The organism is Baekduia sp. (assembly GCF_035318805.1).
GTDB lineage: Bacteria > Actinomycetota > Thermoleophilia > Solirubrobacterales > Solirubrobacteraceae > Baekduia.
Genome location: NZ_DATHDY010000136.1, coordinates 91001 through 107615, shown reverse-complemented (window position 1 = coordinate 107615; position 16615 = coordinate 91001). Strand labels below are relative to the sequence as shown.

Genomic DNA, 16615 nt, shown 5'->3' with positions numbered 1-16615 from the left:
TCGGCCGCCAGCTCAGGCCAGCGCGGGCACCAGCTCGCGCCCGATCAGCTCCACGGTGTCGAGGTCGCGATGCACGAGGTGCTGGAGGTAGATGCGCTCCACGCCGGCGGCCTCGTAGGTCCGCAGCCGTGCGACGACCTGCTCGACGGTGCCCGCGACCCACCTGTCGGCCGCGGCCGCGAGGTCGACGGGCTCGCCGCGCCAGATCGTGAGGTCCTGGGCGCGGCGCCGCAGGTCGGCCTCGTCGGTGCCGATCAGCGCGGTGGTCATCACCGTGAACGGGATCGGCGCGCGCCCGGCGCGCTCGCACGCCGCGACGATGGCGGCGCGGCGCTCGGCGATCTCGTCGAGCGTCGGCATGACCGTGTTGTACTCGTCGGCGAAGCGCGCGGCGAGGCGCGCGGCGCGAGGACCGGCGGCGCCGCCGAGGATCAGCGGAGGGTGGGGACGCTGCACGGGCTTGGGCCGCGCATCGAGGTTCTCGACGGCGTAGTGCGTGCCGTGGAACGTGAACGGGCCGTCGCCCCAGTGGCCGTCGTGGAGGATCGTCAGCTGCTCCTCCAGCACGTCCATCCGCTCGCGCATCGCCAGCAACGGGAAGCCGAGCGCGGTGTGCTCGACCTCCGACCAGCCGGTTCCCACGCCGACCTCGATCCGGCCGCCCGAGACGTGGTCGGCGGTCGTGGCCAGCTTGCCGAGCACCGACGGATGCCGGAAGCTCGCGGGCGAGACCAGGGTCCCCAGCCGCAGGGTCGACGTCCGCGCCGCCAGCGCGTTGATCGTGCCCCACGCGTCGAGCGCGCCCCGCTCGTGCGCGCCGCTGACCGACAGGTAGTGATCGGAGCGCAAGAGCGCCTCGATGCCCACCCGCTCGCAGGTCTCGGCCAGGGCGACCCAGTCCTCCCAGGTGACGTCCTCCTGGCCCTCGATCATCAGCGCGACTCGCATGCCCTCAGTCATACCGGCTCGCGCGGCGCGGGCTCGCCCGGCGGCGATCGCCGAGCGAGCTGCGCTGAGCGCGCTCACCCCGGCCGGCGGAACGCGGCGCGCCAGCGGTGCGGGTCGGCGTGCTCCTCGACGGCGACCGTGGTGAGCGCGCCGCCGGCGGCGAACGCCTCGACCTCCTCGCGCACCAGCGGCCACGGCGGTCCGCCCTCACGCGCGCCGCCGTCGTGCGCCGCGGCGACGACGAGGAGCGTGCCGCCGGGGGCGACCAGGCGCGCGACGCTCGCGATGGCCGCGCGGCGCGGCGGATCGGGCAGGGCCTGCACGGTCATGATCTCGACCACGAGGTCGAAGGCGCCGATCCACTCCGCGGGCAGGTCGAGCAGATCGGCGGCCACGTACTCCACCCGCGAGTCCGGATGACGCTCCTGCGCGGCGTGGACGGCGGTCTCGGAGATGTCGAAGGCGGTGGTCGCGAACCCGAGGCCCGCGACGTGCTCGGCGTCGTGGCCCGGCCCGGCGCCGACGACCATGGCGCGCCGGCCGGCGCCTTCGAGCTCGTGCTCCTGCGTCCATCCGATCAGCAGCGGATGCGGTGCCTCGCGATCCCACGGGACGATCGCGTCGCCCGTGCGCGCCGCGGCGTACAGCCGCTCGAACCAGCCCGTGGGGTCGTTGGCGGCCAGCGACTCGCCGGCGAGCCGCGTCGCGTCGCGGTCGCGCGGCTCGTCCACCGGATCCGAGGCCGTCATGTGGTCGCGCCGTTCACGTCACCGAGAGGTCGTCGGCCCGCTGCAGCGCGGTGAGGGCGGTCACGACGAGCTCGACGCAGGCGTCCAGCGGCAGGCGCGTCGAGTCGAGCACCAGGTGGTACAGCGCCGGGTCGGACGGGTCGCGGTCGTAGTAGCGCCGGACGTAGGTCTCGCGCGCCCGGTCGACCTTGCGCCGGCGGCGCTCGGCGGTCTCGCGGTCGATGCCCTCCACGCGCATCGCCTGGACGATGCGGCGCCCGACCGGTCCGTCCAGCCGCACGTGCAAGGCGTGCGGGTCGTCGGCGAGGACCACGGCGCCCGCGCGCCCGAGGACGACCCCGCTGCCGGCGGCGGCGATCTCCCGGATGACCTCCGCGGCGCACTCGTGATGAGCCGTGCGCCGCAGCAGCGCCGGGTCGACGCCGCCCACGCCGTAGAGCTCGGCCATCGGCACCATGTTGGCCAGGATCCGGTCCAGCCCCCGCTCGACCTCCTCGTCGCGCCGGTGGGCCTCCTGCTCGGTGATCCCGAGGCGGTCGGCCACGCCGGCGGGGATCGCGCGGTCGACGAACGGCACGCCGAGCCGCTCGGCCAGCGCCGGCCCGACCTCGCTGCCGCCCGCGCCGTAGGACGCCGAGAGCGTGATGAGCGCCGGCCTCGTGTCGCTCGCGTCGGAACCGGGTCCCGTGGACGTCGCCATGCCGAGGATCCTGTCCGCTGCGGCGGACGCGAAAACACACGGCGGGCGGTGCGGGAGCTGAAACCTCCGCGACTGCCGCCCGGCCCCCGGCGGGTAGACCGGCGCACGTGGGCCTCCACCCGACATGGCCGGTGACCATCGGGGTCGCCGGCAGCTACGGCGGCCTGAACATGGGCGACGAGGCGATCCTCACCGTGATCGTCAGCGAGCTGCGGCGCCGCATCCCGGGCGTGCGCCTGGTCGTCTTCTCGCGTAACGCCCCGCACACCATCGAGCACCACGACGTCGAGGCCGTCGTCGACGCGCGCACCAGCAGCCGGAGCGAGCTGGCCGACGCGCTCTCGGGCCTCGCGCTGCTCCTGCTCGGCGGCGGCGGCCTGCTCTACGACAGCGAGGCGAGCAGCTACCTGCACGTCGTGCGGACCGCGCAGCGCCTCGGCGTCCCGACCGCGACCTACGCGATCGGCGCCGGCCCGCTGCACCGAACCGCCGATCGAGCCGCCGTCGCCGAGGCGCTGAGCGTCATGGACCTCATCACCGTCCGCGAGCCCACGGCGCGCCGCCTGCTGGAGGAGATCGGGGTCGAAGGGGAGATCGTCGTCACCGCCGACCCGGCGCTGCTGTTGGAGCCGGCCCCGCTGCCCGTCGACATGCTCCAGCGCGAGCGCCTGGAGACCGGCCGGCGGCTCGTCGCGCTCTCGGTCCGCGAGAGCGGGGGCGCCGCCGCGGCCGAGACCGCCGACCGCGAGTTCCACGCCCTGCTCGCCACCGCCGCCGACTTCATCGTGCAGCGCTTCGACGCGCAGGCCGTGTTCGTCCCGATGGAGCGCGAGGACCTCCGCGAGGCGCACCGCGTCATCAGCCACATGGCCCGGCCCGAGTGCGCCACGGTCCTGACCGGCACCTACACGCCGGGACAGCTGCGGGCGGTCATGGGCAGCTTCCACATGGCCGTCGGCATGCGCCTGCACTTCCTCATCTTCGCGGCGTCGGCCGGCGTGCCGATCGCCCCGCTGCCCTACGCGGCGAAGATCGGCGCGTTCCTGAAGGCCATCGGCCTCGAGGAGCCCGACGCGGTCGCGGCCACGAACCCCGGAACGCTGCTGGCGGGGATCGACCGCCTGTGGGATCTGCGCGACGAGCAGCTCAGCCGCGTCTCGCAGCGGCTGCCGGAGCTGCGCGCCGCGGCGGCGAGCACCGCGACGATGACCGCCGAGCTGGTGGGTGCCCGTGCGCCGGCATGAGCGCGGGGCTGCGGACGAGCTCGAAGCCGACATCATCATCCTGGGTGGCGGCACCGGTGGGTGCGCCGCGGCGCTGGCGGCGGCGCGGATGGGCCGCGAGGTCATCGTCACCGAGCCGACGGACTGGCTCGGCGGCCAGATGACCAGCCAGGCCGTGCCGCCCGACGAGCATCCGTGGATCGAGGAGTTCGGCTGCAGCCGGAGCTGGCGACGGTTCCGGACCGGCGTGCGGGCGTGCTTTCGCGACCACTTCCCGCTCAACGCCGAAGCGCTCGTCGACGAGCGGATCCAGCTCGGCGGCGCGCTGGTGACGCGCGTGCCGTGCCCGCCCGAGATCGCGTTCAAGGTCGTCGAGCAGCTCCTGCTGCCCGAGAAGATCGCCGGGCGGGTGCTGCCGCTGATCCATACGGTGCCCGTCGCCGCCGAGATGGACGGCGACCGCGTCCTGGCCGTGACGGTCGAGGACGTGCGGACCGGACACCGCACGGTGCTCACCGGCACCTACTTCCTCGACGCGACCGAGTGCGGCGACGTGCTGCCGCTCACCGGGACGGAGTACGTCACGGGCACCGAGTCCCAGGCCGACACCGGAGAGCCGCACGCGCCGGCCGTGGCCGATCCGCTCGACATGCAGGCGGTCACGCACTGCTTCGCGCTCGACCATCTCCCCGGCGAGGACCACACGATCGACCAGCCCGAGGACTATCCGTTCTGGCGCGAGTTCCGGCCTCCGTTCTGGCCCGATCGACTGCTGTCGTTCTCGGCGCCCGACCCGCCCGACCCCGAGCGCGTGCGGCGGATGAGCCTGTTCGGCGACGTCGGCACGTTCCCGCTCTTCCGGTACCGCCGGCTGATCGAGCGCGAGCAGTTCATCCCCGGGACGATCGAGAGCGACATCACGCTCGTCAACTGGCCGCAGAACGACTACTTCCTCGGGCCGGTGTACGAGGTGCCCGCCGACGAGGTCGCGCGCCACCTGCGCGGCGCCGCCCAGCAGAGCCTGTCGCTGCTGTACTGGCTGCAGACCGAGGCGCCACGGCGCGACGGCGGCCAGGGCTACCCCGGTCTGCGCCTGCGCACCGACCTGATGAACACCGAGCACGGCCTGGCCAAGGCCGTGTACATCCGCGAGTCGCGGCGCATCCGCGCGCAGCGCACGGTCGTCGAGCAGGACATCAACCCGGAGGTGCGCCAGCTGGAGTGGGCCGCGTCGTTCCTCGACACGGTCGGGATCGGCGCCTACCGGATCGACCTGCATCCGAGCACGGGCGGGCGCACCTACCTCGACGTGCCGAGCATGCCGTTCGAGATCCCGCTCGGCAGCCTGATCCCGCAGCGCGTCGAGAACCTGCTGCCGGCCGCCAAGAACATCGGCACGACCCACATCACCAACGGCTGCTACCGCCTGCACCCGGTCGAGTGGAACATCGGCGAGGCCGCCGGAAGCCTCGCCGCGCACTGCCTCGACACCCGCAGCCAACCCCACCAGATCAGCGGCGACCCCTTGCGGGTGGGCACCTTCCAGGCGGTGCTCGAGGAGCACGGGGTCGAGCTCCACTGGCCGCGGCTGCGGCCGCTCTGAGGCGCCTACCCGGTGGCGCCCACGGCCGCGGGCGCCCGCACCGGCCGGGTGCGCAGCGCGAGCAGGATCACCGCGAGCGTCAGCGCGAGGAACACGGCCGAGCCGGTGATCGCGCTGCCGACGGCATGGGCCAGCTCGTACCGGGCCTCGGCCTGGTGTGACGCGCCGGCCAGGGGATGGTCGGCGGCGGCGCGCCCGGCGGAGGCGAACACCGTGACGAGGATGCCCAGGCCCAGCGAGCCGCCGAGCTGGTGGGCGACGTTGACCAGGCCCGAGGCCGCGCCCGCGTCGCGCGGGGCCACCCCGGCGATGCCGGCCGACGTCAGCGGGGTGAACGCGAGCCCGATGCCCACGCCGAGCAGCACCATCGGCAGCGCGATGCCCGGGAAGTACTGCGTGCCGTCGGAGATCCGGCTCAGCCAGGCCATGCCGGCGAGGGCCAGCGACACGCCGCCGACGAGCAGCCGGGCGTCGCCGAAGCGCGGGGTGAGCCGCGGCACGACGCGCACCATCGAGAACATGACCGCGGTCATGGGCAGGAACGCCAAGCCGGCCTCCAGGGCGCTGAAGCCCCGGACGCCCTGCAGGAACTGCGTGACGAAGAAGAACATGGCGAACATGCCGCTGACCATCAGCACGCGGGCGAGGTAGGCGCCCGAGCGCCGGCGGCTGGCGAAGAGCCGCAGCGGCGTGATCGGCTGCTCGGCGCGCAGCTCGGTCAGGACGAAGGCCCCGAGCAGCACGGCGCTGGCGCCGAAGGAGGCGACGGTGCCGCGCTCGCTCCAGCCGTCCGACGCGGCGCGGACGAAGCCATAGACGAGGGCGGTCATCCCGAGCGTGGACGTCACGGCTCCGGTGAGGTCGAAGCGCCCGGCGTGGCGCTCGGTCTCGGGCAGGACGCGCGGCGCGAGCCACATCAGCACGAGGCCGATCGGCACGTTGATGAACAAGCCCCAGCGCCACGAGACCCAGTCGGTCAGCATGCCGCCGAGGACGAGCCCGAGGCTGCCGGCGCCGCCGCCGACGGCGCTGTAGAAGGCGACCGCGCGCGTGCGCTCCTGGCCCTCGGCGAAGCTCGTCATCAGCAGCGCCAGCGTGGACGGCGCGGCGATCGCGGCGCCGATGCCCTGCACGGCTCGCGCGACGAGCAGCCACGCCTCGGACTGCGCGAGGCCGCCGGCCAGCGATGCGACGGTGAACAGGCCGATGCCGACCACGAAGGTGCGGCGGCGGCCGAGGATGTCGCCGGCGCGGGCGCCGAGGAGCAGCAGGCCGCCGAAGGTCAAGGTGTAGGCGTTCTGCACCCACGAGAGGCTCGTGGAGGAGAAGTGCAGCGCGTCGTGGATCTTGGGGAGCGCGGTGATGATGACCGAGGCGTCGACGACGATCATCAGCTGGCAGGCGAGGATGATCGCCAGGATCAGCGCGGAGCTCGAAGGGGTCGCGTCCGAGGCTCGGCGCAGGAACCGGGCGGCGGGCGCGCGACGGAGGGTGGTGGACGTCATGGGGAGAGGGATCCTTCGGTGTGGGAGCGGGGATGGCCGCTAAAATGGAGGGCGCCTCCAGAAGAGAAGCGGAGGCAGCCTCCACCTACTGTAGCGGAGGCCCCCTCCGTTTGACAAGTGGATCCAGGAGATCCGTCGCATGAGCAGCACCGAGACCAACCTCGAAGGCCTTTCCAAGCGCCCCAGGCGCGCCGACGCGCGTCGCAACTACGCGAAGCTGCTCGCCGCGGCACGCGATGCCTTCGCAGAGGACGGGACCTCGGCGTCCCTGGAGGACATCGCCCGGCGCGCAGAGGTCGGCATCGGCACGCTGTACCGGCACTTCCCGAGCCGGCCGGACCTGCTCGAGGCCGTCTACGTCGACGAGGTCGAGGCGATGGCGCGCTCGGCCGCCGACCTGGCCGACCTGCCGCCGTGGGACGCCCTCGTCGACTGGCTGCACCAGTTCGTCCGCTACGCCGCTACCAAGCGGGCGCTGGCCGACGAGATGATGGCCTACATCGACCAGGACGCCGAGGTCTTCCGCGGCTGCCGCACGGCGATCACGGCAGCCGGCGAGGCGCTGCTGCAGCGCGCCCAGGCGGCGGGCGCGGCGCGGACCGACACGAACTTCACCGACGTCGGCCGGATGGTCAGCGGCATCGCCTCGATCCGCGCCGCCGACGAGGCGCAGATCGAGCGCATCCTCGACATGGCGCTCGACGGGCTGCGGGCGCGGTAGGAGACTGTGTCGCTATCGCGACTGGGGACCCACCTCCGGCGGCGACGGCCGGCCGTCGAGGGCCTCGGCCTCTCGCCGGCCGCCTACGGCACCCCTAGTTGACGCCGCGCCGCGACCCCAGAACACTCGTGGCGTGACTTCGAGCCTGCCGGCGTTCGTCCCACCCGCCCGCCACCTGCTGCGCGCCAAGGACCTGGCCGATGCGCGGTACGCCGACGCGCTCGGCGTGGAGGATCTCGCCCGCGCCGCGGGCCTGTCGCGTGCGCACTTCAGCCGCGAGTTCCGCCGTGCCTTCGGCGAGCCGCCCCACGCCTACCTGCTGACCCGGCGCCTGGAGCGCGCCGCGGCGCTCCTGCGCGCCACCGACCGCACCGTGGCGGACATCTGCTTCTCGGTGGGCCTGCAGAGCGTCGGCTCGTTCACCTCGAGCTTCACGCGCACCTACGGCCGGTCGCCGACCGCGTACCGGAAGGCGTTCCCGCCGGCCTCCGCCCAGGCGCGCGTCCCGGCGTGCGTGGTCCGCGCGTTCGCCCGGCCGCAACGCCGCACGTTTGGAGAAGACAGCCGCACCGCGCCGGGATAGCTTCCTGCACTCCGCTCCGGACAACGACCACGCAGGAGGACATCATGATGAGGATCGCCAACGCGCAGGTGTGGGTGCACGACCAGGACGAGGCACTCGCGTTCTACACCGAGAAGCTCGGCATGGAGGTGCGCTCCGACGTCACGCTTCCCGAGATGGGGGACTTCCGCTGGCTCGCGGTCGGGCCGGTCGGCCAGGAGGACATGTCGATCGTGCTGATGGCGATCCCGGGCCCGCCGATGCTCGACGACGAGACCGCCGAGCAGATCCGCACGCTGATGGCCAAGGGCTTCGCCGGAACGGTCTTCCTCACGACCGACGACTGCCAGGCCAGCTACGACGAGCTGAGGGCCCGCGGCGTCGAGTTCAGCGAGGCCCCCGAGGAGCGGCCCTACGGCATCGACTGCGGCTTCCGCGATCCGTCGGGCAACAGCTTCCGCCTGACCCAGGTGACGATCAACCTGCAGACGACGGCCTGACGCCGTTCCCGAGTCGCGCCGGCACGACCGGCGCGACTCGGCCCGCGGGGGAGGGGTGGGGCACGAGCCGCGGGCAGACCCGCGTGCGCGGGAACCTCACCGGTGACCGTTGAGGCGGTCGGTCGGCGGACCGACCGCATGTTTCGGCCCCGTGCGTCGTTGACGCCTTCGAGAACCCCGGAGCAGGAGGAGCCGACGTGCGCAGTCACAGGACCAAGGTGCTGGTGGGCATCGCGGCGCTCGCGCTGGCACTGGCGGTGGGCGCCACGCCGGCCGGCGCTCAGGCGACGGCCGAGACGCGCGACGTCGTGATGGTCGGCAACAACTGGGACGGCACGGCCGACGTGCTCGACGGGCACACGTTCCAGCGGCTGACGCGGTTCGACGTCGTCCCCGACCTCGCCGAGCGGATGGCCGAGATCCGGACCGACCCGGCGCGGCTGGCCTATTTCCTGGCGATCCGGCAGATGATCGGCGAAGGCCACGACCAGTTCGTGGACGACATCTTCACCTCGCCCGACGGCCGGTACGCGTACGTGTCGCGGCCCAGCCTCGCCGACGTCGTCGCGTTCGACCTCGCGACCAAGAAGATCGTCTGGCGCGTCCCGGTCGACGGCCAGCGCTCCGACCACATGGCGCTCTCGGCCGACGGCCGGCGGCTGCTGGTCTCGGCATCCACCGCGCGGGTCGTCGACGTCATCGACACCGCGAAGGGCGAGATCGTGGCCCGCATCGACTCGGGCGACTCGCCGCACGAGAGCAACTTCTCCAAGGACGGCACGAGCATCTTCCACGCGAGCATCGGCACCGTGTACACGCCGCTGGACGCCCCGGAGCTCGACGCGACCAAGGGCGACCGCTGGTTCGAGGTCGTCGACGCCAAGACCTACAAGGTGCTCAAGCGCCTCGACATGGGCAAGATCCTGCGCGACTACGGCTTCCCCGACATGAGCTCGGCCGTGCGGCCGATGACGCTCTCGCCCGACGAGCGCTTCCTGTACTTCCAGGTCTCGTTCTTCCACGGCTTCGTCGAGTTCGACCTCCAGCAGGAGAAGCCGACGCGGCTGGCGATGCTGCCGGTCAGCGAGAGCGCGCAGGCGCTGCGCCGCGACGAGTACGTCCTGGACTCGGCCCATCACGGCCTGGCGATGAACGCCGCGGGCACGAAGCTGTGCGCGGCCGGAACGATGTCGGACTACGCGGCGGTCGTCGATCGCGCGACGTTCACCACCCAGATCGCCGCCCACGGCCAGAAGCCCTACTGGGCCACCAACAGCATCGACGGCAAGCACTGCCTGGTGTCGTTCAGCGGCGACGACCGCGTCGGCGTCATCTCCTACGACGACGCTAGGGAGGTGGCCAGCATCCCGGTCGGCGACCACCCACAGCGGATGCGCACCGGCCAGATGCGGGCGGCCTACCTACCCGGCTGAGCCGGGCGCGGCCGCCCGCCGTCCGAGAGCGTGTGCGTCGAGGCGTCCTACGCGGCGGGCTCCTCCACCACGACGACGGTGTTGCCGTCGGGGTCGCGCAGCATGAACATGAGCGGCGCGCCGGGCGTGCGCATCGGCTCGGCGTCGAGGTCGATGCCGCCGATGGCGCTGAGCCGCGCGTGCTCGCCGAGGACATCCTTCGTCTCGACGCCGATCGAGCTGCCGCCGGGCTTGTCGTACATCGGCGGGTTGAGCGCCAGGCGGGCGCGGGAGCCGGGCGGGGCAACCTCGAGCCAGCGCATCTCGTCGTTCTCGCCGAAGCGGGTGTCGCCGCGGAGCTCGAAGCCCAGCTTCTCGGTGTAGAACGCCAGGGCCGCATCCTGATCGGCGACGGTGAACATGACGACGCCGATGTTCGAGACGGTCGTGGGGGCCTGCTTGGTATCGGTCATATCCCCAGGACGACGCGGACGGGCGGAACTCATCGGTCGGCTTCGGACGTGTGCACCGTACGAGTACGATCCGGCCAACGGGCCGTATGTCGTACGGCGCGCTTCGGGGAGGGTGGGAGTGATGGACAGCACCGCAGGGACCGTCGGCGGTGGCGATGCCGCGTCGAGGCCGTCGCCGGCGCGCGGGCCGACCATGAAGGCCGTCGTGCGAGACCGCTACGGCTCGGCTGAGGTGCTGGACCTCAGGGACGTGGAGCGGCCCCAGGTCGGTGACGACGACGTGCTCTTGCGCGTGCGCGCGGCCGGCCTCGATCGGGGTGCGTGGCACATCATGGCGGGCCGGCCCTACCTGATGCGCATCGCCGGCTACGGCCTGCGCAGGCCGAAGGCCGCCGGGCTGGGCTCGGAGGTGGCGGGGGTCGTCGAGGCGGTCGGCGCGGCCGTGACCGGATTCCGCGCCGGGGAGTCGGTGTTCGGCACGTGTCGCGCGTCGTTCGCCGAGTACGCCCTGGCGCGACCGGACCGGCTGGCGCGGATGCCGGAGAACCTGACGCTCGAGCAGGCGGCCGCCGTGCCCGTCTCCGCCGTCACCGCCTTGCAGGCCCTCCGCGATCGTGGGCGCGTCGAGGCCGGCCAGCGCGTGCTGGTCATCGGTGCCTCGGGAGGCGTCGGGACCTTCGCCGTGCAGATCGCCAAGGCATTTGGAGCGCAGGTCACCGGCGTCTGCAGCACGCCGAAGGTCGACCTGGTGCGATCGATCGGCGCCGATCACGTGATCGACTACTCGCACGCCGACATCACCGACGACGACCAGCGCTACGACGTCGTCCTCGACATCGGCGGCAACCGGCCGCTGTCACAGCTGCGTCGCGTGCTCACGCGTCACGGAACGCTGGTCATCGTCGGCGGCGAAGGCGGAGGTCGCTGGACGGGCGGCATCGACCGCCAACTCCGTGCCATGGCGTTGTCGCCCTTCGTGCGTCAGCGCCTCGGGACGTTCATCGCGAACGAGAGCAGCGCAGACCTCGACGTGCTCCGGGCACTGATCGAGACGGGCGCGGTCACGCCTGTCATCGACCGCGTCGTCGCGCTGCAGCAGGTCCCGGATGCGATCCGCGACCTCGCCGCCGGACGGGTGCGAGGCAAGATCGTCGTCGCACCGTGACCCAGGGGAACACTGGCCCAGAGGGCCAGGTTCCCTTGCGGGTCTTCGCCCAGGGGGCGAAACCCGCGGCGGGTTTGGGACCCACGCTCTAGGCAATTGCCGGGTCGAGCCGGCGACGCTGCGTGCGGACGTCCAGGAGACGCGCGGCGATGACGCCGCCGATGCCGCCGAACAGATGCCCCTGCCACGACACGCCGTCGTGCGGCACCACGCTGAACAGCAGCGTGCTGCCGTAGACGACGGCGACGATCGCGCCGGCGGCCAGGTGCAGCAGGTCGTGGCTGAAGAGGCCGCGGGTGATCAGGTAGGTGGCGTAGCCGAAGACGATGCCGCTCGCGCCGATGTGGTCGGTGCCGGAGGCGGCCAGCAGCCAGACGCCGAGGCCGCCGACGCCGGCGACGATCACCGTGACCAGCGCGACGCGCGCCAGCCCCGACAGCGCGATGATCGCGCCGAGGACCAGGAACGGCACGGTGTTGGCGATCAGATGTCCGAACCCGCCGTGCAGGAACGGCGCGTCGACGATGCCGATCAGCCCGTCGGTCCCACGTGGCCGGATGCCGTACTGGTCCAGATGCTGGCCGCTGAGCTGGTCGGCGATCTCCTCGATCCACATGACCGCCGACATGGCCCCGACCAGCAGCAGGCCGCGACGGCGGTCGCTGCTGACGGCGGGTGAGCCGGACGTGGTGGGCGAGGCGTGCACGACACGGCGATGGTAGGCGGCCGACGAACGCGTTGCTGACGCCCGTCATTCGCCGTTGCGCGAGTGATCGGTCGTGGCGACCTCGAACACGCCGTGGAGGTCGGTCACCGCGACCGCCAGGGGATCGACCGTCGGCTGGCCTTGGACCTCGAGCGTCACGGCCACCGCGGACATCCCCTGGATCTCGCGTTCCAGCTGGTGGGTCGTGACCCGAACGATCGCGAAGCCGTGACGCGTGCTCTCCGACAGGATCGCGCGAAGGATGCCGCGACCGTCCGCGTAGACGACCCGGAGGTCGAAGCTGACATGGCGTGAGCGAGGCAGCGCAGCGAGCAGCCGGGGGTAGACCAGCACGACGACGAAATGGGCAGCCGTGGCGACCAGGGCTATGTGGACCAGCCCGGCGCCGCAGGCCATGCCGATCGCGGTCGTCATCCAGATGATCGCGGCGGTCGTCAGGCCCCGTACGGCATCGCCGCGCACGAAGATCAGGCCCGCGCCGATGAAGCCGATCCCTGACACGATCTGGGCCGCCACGCGCGACGGATCCAGGACGACGTGGCGGCCGGGGACGTCGCTGAAGCCGTACTTGCTGACGATCACGAACAGCGCCGCACCGACGCCCACCAAGGTATGGGTGCGCAGGCCGGTGGGCTTGTGGCGCCACTCGCGCTCCACCCCGATCAGCGATGCGAGCCCGAACGCCAGCCCCAGTTCACCGATCTGCTTCCACGTTTGGGCACCCGCGACAACCGCCGTGACAGAGGCGCCGATCATGTTCCACGCAGGTTCGCGCGCCGGTGCTCAGCCGACACGTGCGCCGACGATCGCCGGCCGCGGCTGGCCCACGATGCGCGCGGGCATGTCAGGGGCCGATCGCGACGTTGCCGGCGGACACGACCGAGGTGCCGACGAACGCGGGGCCGATGATCGTAGGGCCGACCACCGTGGCGATCTGGCCGACGGAGGGGCCGATGAAGCTGAGGCCCGTGCCCATGCAGACCTGGTAGTCATTTCCGCCCGTGCGACCCTGGCCCTCGTTGCCGGTGGCGGACCCGCACGGCCCGGCGCCGGTGTTGCTCGGGGTCGACAAGATGCCACCGACCGGCGTCTCCGGGAACCCCCCGAAGGCGGTTGGAGCCAACCCCGTCGGAACGGAGAACTGGGGGGTGGCGGCTGCGTTCGCGCTCGCCGCCGGCACACCGACGGCGAGCGCGGCGGTGGCGGTGAGCGCTGCGACGAGGGCCTTGCGGACCGGCATCATGCTGTTCGCTGTCCTTTTCGTCCGAGTCAGTGCCGTGCACATGCTGGCCGCGGCCTGCGAGCCCGGACACTGGCCGCCCGGCACCGTTGGCCTGTCCTCACGGACCGGTCAGCGGCGCCGTCGCTGTGCACTGGCGGATGCGAATCCGGCGAACCGCCTTTGAGGCAGCTCCACGAACCGGACTCCACCTTCGCCGCGAGCACCCCGGCCGGCGACTGTCCATGAGTCCAGCTGAGGCCTGTCAGGGCGAGACCTGCTCTAGATGAGTTGTTCCACGGGTTCGCTGCCGCCTCGTGGAGCAACCCATCTAGCGCTTCGACGGGTCGACCGGCACTTCGACCACCGCCGTCATCCCGAGCCGGCGGGCGCGATCGACGTCGACGATCTCGCGACCCATGGGCAGCAGCGACACCGGGATGAGCTTGAAGTTGGCGAGCCCGAGCGGGATGCCGATGATCGTCAAGCACAGCACGATGCCGGTGATGAGGTGGCCGATCGCCAGCCACCACCCGCAGAGCACGAACCAGATGATGTTGCCGATCCCGGAGGCCACGCCGGCGTCGGCGCGCTTGACGACGGTCTTGCCAAACGGCCACAGCGCGAACAGCGCGATGCGCAGCGCGGCGATGCCGAACGGGATCGTGATGATCAAGACGAAGCAGATCAGCGCGGCGAACGCATAAGCGATGGCCAGCCACAGGCCGGCGAACACGAACCAGATGATGTTGAGCAGCACGCGCATGGGCGGTCCGTCTTTGGTTGGGATGGCCGGTCCAGCGAGGACGGTGGGGCTGACGCGTTCGTCTGGTCTCCCCGCTCGTGGTCATAAGACACACTAAGCCGAGCCAGGACGACGCGGGCGTACCGCTTCCGATGCTCTGGTCTGGGGCCGTCGGTCGGCCGACGTCGTTGGTTGACGCCGACCTTCCACGACCTATAGGCCAATGGGCTATGGGCACCATGCCCCGTGACCGAGCAGGGCGGGATGCGCACCAGAGGGGGGACGGGAGCGAGCCCGAGGATTGCCCCGCCTGCGGTGGCACCGGCTTGGTGGGGTCGCGCGGGCGCGCTGCAGACATCGACCCGCGCTGCCCGGTCTGCGACGGCTACGGCGTCGTGCCCAAGCCCGAGTTCGGCGAGCGCCGGTAGGTCCGCTCGTCGCGCGCGACTTCACTCCGAGAGCGATTGTGCGTCAGTCGCCGTCCGTGTCCTCCGTGTCGGCGAACGTGCCGACTTGCTCGTCCTCGGGCAGGGTCTCTTCGCCTTCGGCGAACGTGCCGACTTTGTCGTCCTCGGGCAGGGTCTCTTCGCCCTCGGCGAATGAGCCGACCTGCTCGTCCCTCGGCACCGTCTCCTCGCCTTCGGCAAAATCGCCGCCGGAGGGCTCGTCACGCCGCTTCTCCATGGAACCTTCCCCCTGGTCGTGGTGTGGGCATCGCCCGGGCGGGCATGTCATCGACGCTCCCCGGTCGCTCGGCGACCGGGAGACCGCCACCGCAGCGTGGCGCCGCGCCGGGCGGTTGGCATCACCCGCTTCGGACGATGTCGCGCACGGCGACCGCGCCTAGACGGCGCAAGCGCGGTGACTTGAGCGTGCGTCCGGTGCGCAGCGTGGCCACTGCGCACGTCAGGAAGCACGCGGCGCCCAGCGCGGTGTTGACGTTGGCCGCGGCCAGGTCCAGCGGCGAGCCGGTCGCGGGGACCACGTAGCCGGCGACGGCGGCGATGCCGAAGAAGACGCAGCCGAGCAGGTTGATCGACGGCTCCCACCAGCCCGCGGGGCCGTGCGCCGGCCGCCTGCCGCGGCGGGCCGAGGCGCGGTAAGCGATCACGCCCGACACCAGAAAGCAGATCGAGCCGAACGCGTCCGGTCGCCAAACGACGCGGTTGTAGTCGGCGTTGGAGAGCGACGTATGTACGGCCTGGTAGGTCGTGACGTTGAAGAAGAGCGTTCCGGCGAGCTGGATCGCGGCGGCGTGCCACGCCGCCGGGCCGTGGGGGAAGGAGCGTCGCTCGGGGAACGCGATCGCCGCCTGCACCGCGCCGCCGCCCGTGAAGAAGATCGAGCCGACGAAGAACGTGATCGCATCGGCCTGCGCCCCGACGAGCTGCGCGTAGCCCGGGAACGGCCCGACGACGAAGCACACGGATCCGAGCGCGAACGGCCCGGCCATCAAGCGCTCGCGGCTCACGACGCACCGGGCGCGACGCTATCGCTGCCAGATCGGGTCGGGCTCGTCATTCACGACGTCTCATAGTTCGTCGGGGTGGGCGATCTCGGTGTGCAGCGCGCCTTGGGCGGCGCCGGACCCCGCGCCCCCGCCGCCGGGTCCGCGCAGCACGAATGCAACCGCGACCGCCACCGCGGCACCGGCGATCGGGCCTGCGATGTACACCCAGTAGTCGGTGAACCTTCCGCCGACGAGATCCGGGCCGAACGTGCGGGCCGGGTTCATCGAGGTTCCCGAGATCGGGCTGCCCCACAGGCCGGCCAGTGCGATGTAGGCGCCGATGCCGAACGCGCCGACGATCCCGATGTTCTGCGCACCGGACGCGGTGCCGAGAATCACGCTCACCAGCCCCAAGGTCAGGATGAGCTCCATCCAGAACGCGGAGCCCGCCGAGTACGAGGCCGCCGGGTAGTTCGAGCCATAGGTCGCCGACACGTCGATGACCGCGCGAAGGAACAACGCGGCCAGCGTCGCGCCGACCAGTTGCACGACGACGTAGCCGGGAACACGGCGCCACGGAAAGTCACCACGCGCAGCGAACGCAAGACTGACCGCCGGGTTGAGGTGTGCGCCCGAGATCTTGCCCATGAACAGGATGATTCCCAGCACCATCAGGCCCGGCGCGACCACCGCTGCGGAGCGTTCGATCGTGTCCGGGAACGCGTGGCTCATCATTCCGCCGCCGGCCGCCACGAGCACCAGGAGGAACGTTCCGAACAACTCGGAGAACAGTCGCCTCCACTCCTGCTTCGGGTTCTGGAAGTCCTCGATCGGACGGATCACATCCGCTTCGAACCGCTCAGCAAGATACTGCCGTGTGCTCTGATCCGCGGCCGATGACGTCGCATCCATG

Annotated in this window: 19 protein-coding genes; 7 read left to right on the top strand and 12 right to left on the bottom strand. The window is 71.9% G+C overall.

The window, feature by feature from the left end; translation table 11 throughout:
* Positions 1 to 12: 12 nt before the first annotated feature.
* The 3 genes from VK501_RS27080 to VK501_RS27070 form a co-directional block, all read right to left on the bottom strand.
* On the bottom strand, positions 13 to 948 hold the full coding sequence (locus VK501_RS27080) for an LLM class flavin-dependent oxidoreductase (RefSeq protein WP_324343161.1): 936 nt from the start codon (positions 946 to 948) through the stop codon (positions 13 to 15).
* 74 nt (positions 949 to 1022) lie between these two features.
* Entirely contained in the window at positions 1023 to 1697 is a 675-nt protein-coding gene (locus VK501_RS27075; RefSeq protein WP_324343159.1) for a class I SAM-dependent methyltransferase, read from the bottom strand.
* Between the two features lie 13 nt (positions 1698 to 1710).
* Positions 1711 to 2397 (bottom strand): cytidylate kinase-like family protein, encoded by a 687-nt coding sequence (locus VK501_RS27070; protein ID WP_324343157.1) that lies wholly within the window; start codon positions 2395 to 2397, stop codon positions 1711 to 1713.
* Positions 2398 to 2504: 107 nt separating this feature from the next.
* On the opposite strand from VK501_RS27070, the gene VK501_RS27065 reads away from it, so the two are divergent.
* Both VK501_RS27065 and VK501_RS27060 read left to right on the top strand, forming a co-directional pair.
* The gene (locus VK501_RS27065) at positions 2505 to 3641 is read left to right on the top strand and encodes a polysaccharide pyruvyl transferase family protein (protein ID WP_324343155.1); all 1137 of its coding nucleotides are present in this window, start codon (positions 2505 to 2507) and stop codon (positions 3639 to 3641) included.
* A complete protein-coding gene (locus VK501_RS27060) occupies positions 3628 to 5223 on the top strand; it encodes an FAD-dependent oxidoreductase (RefSeq protein WP_324343153.1) in 1596 nt (531 codons plus the stop codon). The genes VK501_RS27065 and VK501_RS27060 overlap by 14 nt, the downstream gene beginning before the upstream one ends.
* A 5-nt stretch (positions 5224 to 5228) precedes the next feature.
* Here the strand turns inward: VK501_RS27060 and VK501_RS27055 are convergent, their stop codons facing one another.
* Positions 5229 to 6728 carry an MFS transporter gene (locus VK501_RS27055; protein ID WP_324343151.1) on the bottom strand — a complete coding sequence of 500 codons (1500 nt, stop codon included), beginning with the start codon at positions 6726 to 6728 and terminating at the stop codon, positions 5229 to 5231.
* A 139-nt stretch (positions 6729 to 6867) separates the two neighbouring features.
* Between VK501_RS27055 and VK501_RS27050 the strand changes: the two genes are divergently transcribed.
* From VK501_RS27050 to VK501_RS27035, 4 genes are all read left to right on the top strand, one after another.
* Entirely contained in the window at positions 6868 to 7449 is a 582-nt protein-coding gene (locus VK501_RS27050) for a helix-turn-helix domain-containing protein (protein ID WP_324343149.1), read from the top strand.
* Positions 7450 to 7582: 133 nt separating this feature from the next.
* Positions 7583 to 8032 (top strand): AraC family transcriptional regulator, encoded by a 450-nt coding sequence (locus VK501_RS27045; RefSeq protein ID WP_324343147.1) that lies wholly within the window; start codon positions 7583 to 7585, stop codon positions 8030 to 8032.
* Between the two features lie 44 nt (positions 8033 to 8076).
* Positions 8077 to 8511 carry a VOC family protein gene (locus tag VK501_RS27040; RefSeq protein ID WP_349261069.1) on the top strand — a complete coding sequence of 145 codons (435 nt, stop codon included), beginning with the start codon at positions 8077 to 8079 and terminating at the stop codon, positions 8509 to 8511.
* Positions 8512 to 8708: 197 nt separating this feature from the next.
* Positions 8709 to 9944 carry a hypothetical protein gene (locus VK501_RS27035; protein WP_324343143.1) on the top strand — a complete coding sequence of 412 codons (1236 nt, stop codon included), beginning with the start codon at positions 8709 to 8711 and terminating at the stop codon, positions 9942 to 9944.
* A 47-nt stretch (positions 9945 to 9991) separates the two neighbouring features.
* Here the strand turns inward: VK501_RS27035 and VK501_RS27030 are convergent, their stop codons facing one another.
* A complete protein-coding gene (locus tag VK501_RS27030; protein ID WP_324343141.1) occupies positions 9992 to 10396 on the bottom strand; it encodes a VOC family protein in 405 nt (134 codons plus the stop codon).
* Positions 10397 to 10589: 193 nt separating this feature from the next.
* Between VK501_RS27030 and VK501_RS27025 the strand changes: the two genes are divergently transcribed.
* Complete coding sequence (locus tag VK501_RS27025) at positions 10590 to 11561, top strand: NAD(P)-dependent alcohol dehydrogenase (RefSeq protein WP_349261074.1); 972 nt, start codon at positions 10590 to 10592, stop codon at positions 11559 to 11561.
* Positions 11562 to 11649: 88 nt separating this feature from the next.
* Here the strand turns inward: VK501_RS27025 and VK501_RS27020 are convergent, their stop codons facing one another.
* The 7 genes from VK501_RS27020 to VK501_RS26990 all read right to left on the bottom strand — a co-directional run bounded on the left by VK501_RS27020 (position 11650) and on the right by VK501_RS26990 (position 16614).
* Positions 11650 to 12267 carry a rhomboid family intramembrane serine protease gene (locus VK501_RS27020; protein ID WP_324343137.1) on the bottom strand — a complete coding sequence of 206 codons (618 nt, stop codon included), beginning with the start codon at positions 12265 to 12267 and terminating at the stop codon, positions 11650 to 11652.
* Between the two features lie 45 nt (positions 12268 to 12312).
* Complete coding sequence (locus VK501_RS27015) at positions 12313 to 13044, bottom strand: MgtC/SapB family protein (RefSeq protein ID WP_324343135.1); 732 nt, start codon at positions 13042 to 13044, stop codon at positions 12313 to 12315.
* Positions 13045 to 13132: 88 nt separating this feature from the next.
* Positions 13133 to 13528, bottom strand: coding sequence for a hypothetical protein (locus VK501_RS27010; protein WP_324343133.1), 396 nt, complete (start codon positions 13526 to 13528; stop codon positions 13133 to 13135).
* Positions 13529 to 13838: 310 nt separating this feature from the next.
* Positions 13839 to 14273 carry a YccF domain-containing protein gene (locus tag VK501_RS27005; RefSeq protein ID WP_324343131.1) on the bottom strand — a complete coding sequence of 145 codons (435 nt, stop codon included), beginning with the start codon at positions 14271 to 14273 and terminating at the stop codon, positions 13839 to 13841.
* 450 nt (positions 14274 to 14723) lie between these two features.
* Positions 14724 to 14936: a hypothetical protein gene (locus tag VK501_RS27000; protein ID WP_324343129.1), complete on the bottom strand. Its 213-nt coding sequence runs from the start codon at positions 14934 to 14936 to the stop codon at positions 14724 to 14726.
* Between the two features lie 121 nt (positions 14937 to 15057).
* A complete protein-coding gene (locus VK501_RS26995) occupies positions 15058 to 15723 on the bottom strand; it encodes a hypothetical protein (protein WP_324343127.1) in 666 nt (221 codons plus the stop codon).
* Between the two features lie 60 nt (positions 15724 to 15783).
* Positions 15784 to 16614, bottom strand: coding sequence for an MIP/aquaporin family protein (locus VK501_RS26990; RefSeq protein ID WP_324343125.1), 831 nt, complete (start codon positions 16612 to 16614; stop codon positions 15784 to 15786).
* Between the last annotated feature and the right edge of the window lies 1 nt (position 16615).

What these genes read in the sequence shown, in the direction of transcription:
- VK501_RS27080 (WP_324343161.1), bottom strand. Translation starts at nt 948, where the DNA reads ATGCGAGTCGCGCTGATGATCGAGGGCCAGGAGGACGTCACCTGGGAG.
- VK501_RS27075 (WP_324343159.1), bottom strand. Translation starts at nt 1,697, where the DNA reads ATGACGGCCTCGGATCCGGTGGACGAGCCGCGCGACCGCGACGCGACG.
- VK501_RS27070 (WP_324343157.1), bottom strand. Translation starts at nt 2,397, where the DNA reads ATGGCGACGTCCACGGGACCCGGTTCCGACGCGAGCGACACGAGGCCG.
- VK501_RS27055 (WP_324343151.1), bottom strand. Translation starts at nt 6,728, where the DNA reads ATGACGTCCACCACCCTCCGTCGCGCGCCCGCCGCCCGGTTCCTGCGC.
- VK501_RS27050 (WP_324343149.1), top strand. Translation starts at nt 6,868, where the DNA reads ATGAGCAGCACCGAGACCAACCTCGAAGGCCTTTCCAAGCGCCCCAGG.
- VK501_RS27040 (WP_349261069.1), top strand. Translation starts at nt 8,077, where the DNA reads ATGATGAGGATCGCCAACGCGCAGGTGTGGGTGCACGACCAGGACGAG.
- VK501_RS27030 (WP_324343141.1), bottom strand. Translation starts at nt 10,396, where the DNA reads ATGACCGATACCAAGCAGGCCCCCACGACCGTCTCGAACATCGGCGTC.
- VK501_RS27025 (WP_349261074.1), top strand. Translation starts at nt 10,590, where the DNA reads ATGAAGGCCGTCGTGCGAGACCGCTACGGCTCGGCTGAGGTGCTGGAC.
- VK501_RS27015 (WP_324343135.1), bottom strand. Translation starts at nt 13,044, where the DNA reads ATGATCGGCGCCTCTGTCACGGCGGTTGTCGCGGGTGCCCAAACGTGG.
- VK501_RS27010 (WP_324343133.1), bottom strand. Translation starts at nt 13,528, where the DNA reads ATGCCGGTCCGCAAGGCCCTCGTCGCAGCGCTCACCGCCACCGCCGCG.
- VK501_RS27005 (WP_324343131.1), bottom strand. Translation starts at nt 14,273, where the DNA reads ATGCGCGTGCTGCTCAACATCATCTGGTTCGTGTTCGCCGGCCTGTGG.
- VK501_RS27000 (WP_324343129.1), bottom strand. Translation starts at nt 14,936, where the DNA reads ATGGAGAAGCGGCGTGACGAGCCCTCCGGCGGCGATTTTGCCGAAGGC.
- VK501_RS26990 (WP_324343125.1), bottom strand. Translation starts at nt 16,614, where the DNA reads ATGGATGCGACGTCATCGGCCGCGGATCAGAGCACACGGCAGTATCTT.